Source organism: Oleiphilus sp. HI0086, assembly GCF_001635225.1.
On the sequence record NZ_LWFZ01000832.1, the window covers coordinates 1 to 1,582 of the forward strand.

Annotated in this window: 1 protein-coding gene and 1 pseudogene; both read right to left on the bottom strand. The window is 46.8% G+C overall.

Annotated elements, in window-relative coordinates:
• Positions 1 to 1,147, bottom strand: a 1,147-nt coding sequence (glyA, locus tag A3756_RS15010) for a serine hydroxymethyltransferase (protein ID WP_068553788.1), incomplete at its 3' end; no start/stop codon positions are given.
• A 150-nt stretch (positions 1,148 to 1,297) separates the two neighbouring features.
• A pseudogene (locus tag A3756_RS15015) lies at positions 1,298 to 1,582 on the bottom strand (MFS transporter); the annotation flags it as partial.

Genomic DNA, 1,582 nt, shown 5'->3' on the forward strand with positions numbered 1-1,582 from the left:
CTAGTTGCTGACACTCGGCAGCCTTAAAGCCACGACGGGTTACCGCTGGCGTACCGATACGCAAGCCACTGGTCACAAAAGGTGAGCGTGGGTCGTTAGGTACTGCATTTTTATTCACTGTAATATTCGCTTTGCCTAGTGCAGCGTCAGCATCTTTACCCGTGATATCTTTGCTGATCAAATCTAGCAGGAACAAGTGATCGTCAGTGCCATTTGATACCACATCAAAGCCACGCTCCTGGAAAACTGCAACCATCGCCTTGGCATTCTCAACAACTTGAGACTGGTAAGACTTGTACTCATCTGACATAGCTTCTTTAAAGCACACCGCTTTAGCAGCTATTACATGCATCAAAGGGCCGCCCTGGCTTTCAGGGAATACAGCAAAGTTTAATTTCTTCTCTAGCGCTTCATTTGCCTTCGCCAGAATGATACCGCCACGGGGACCACCCAAGGTTTTGTGAGTAGTAGACGTTACTACATCAGCGATGCCAACTGGGCTAGGATAAACACCCGCCGCAACCAAACCGGCAATATGCGCCATGTCTACGAATAAGAATGCACCGACTTCATCAGCAATATCACGAAAACGCTGCCAATCAACAATACGAGAGTAGGCAGAAAAACCTGCAACAATCATCTTTGGCTTATGTTCACGAGCAAGCGCTTCAACCTGATCGTAGTCGATTTCACCCGTTTGCTCATTCAAACCGTACTGCACGGCGTTATAGATACGACCGGAAAAGCTTACTGACGCACCATGCGTCAAGTGACCGCCGTGAGCCAAGCTCATTCCCAATACCGTATCGCCGGGAGAGCAAAGCGCCATATAAACAGCAGCATTGGCTTGCGAACCTGAATGAGGTTGAACGTTTGCGTAGTCAGCACCAAACAACTCTTTAGCACGATCAATCGCTAGCTGCTCAACCACGTCAACATGCTCACAACCACCGTAGTAACGCTTACCCGGATAGCCTTCAGCATACTTATTCGTTAATGCAGAACCTTGAGCCTCCATCACGCGAGGGCTGGTGTAGTTTTCTGATGCAATCAGTTCAATGTGTTCTTCTTGACGCGTTGCTTCAGCAGTAATTGCATTTGCTATTTCATCATCAAAGCCAGCTATAGTCATATCACGAGTAAACATTCATCGCCTCTATCATTCAGGAAAAAATAAGCCTCAAAACGGTCATTCCCTAGTCATTCTTCAACTCTTGTAATGAGCCATATAGAGTGAACAGAATTTGATCGTTCAAAAAAGCGCCATTTTATACGATTATTGTGTGAACTTCATCAATCATTTTTGTCGAAAATAATGTAACACAAACACTAAGCTGACTAAGCCAACAGCGCCCGCAACAACAAAGGTAGAAAAATACCCCAACATGCCAGCCAAGAGACCTCCCAGAGCCGCCGCCAAACCAGAGACCAAGACTTGAATACTGGCCTGAACGGTAAAGTCTGCACCTTCATGTCCGGAACGACATTGCGCCATCATCAGCGAGAAAAGGGCTACTGTAGACATGCCGTCGACTGCTTGCTCGAATATACTTAGACCATAGACCCCAAGAATCCCAACCCA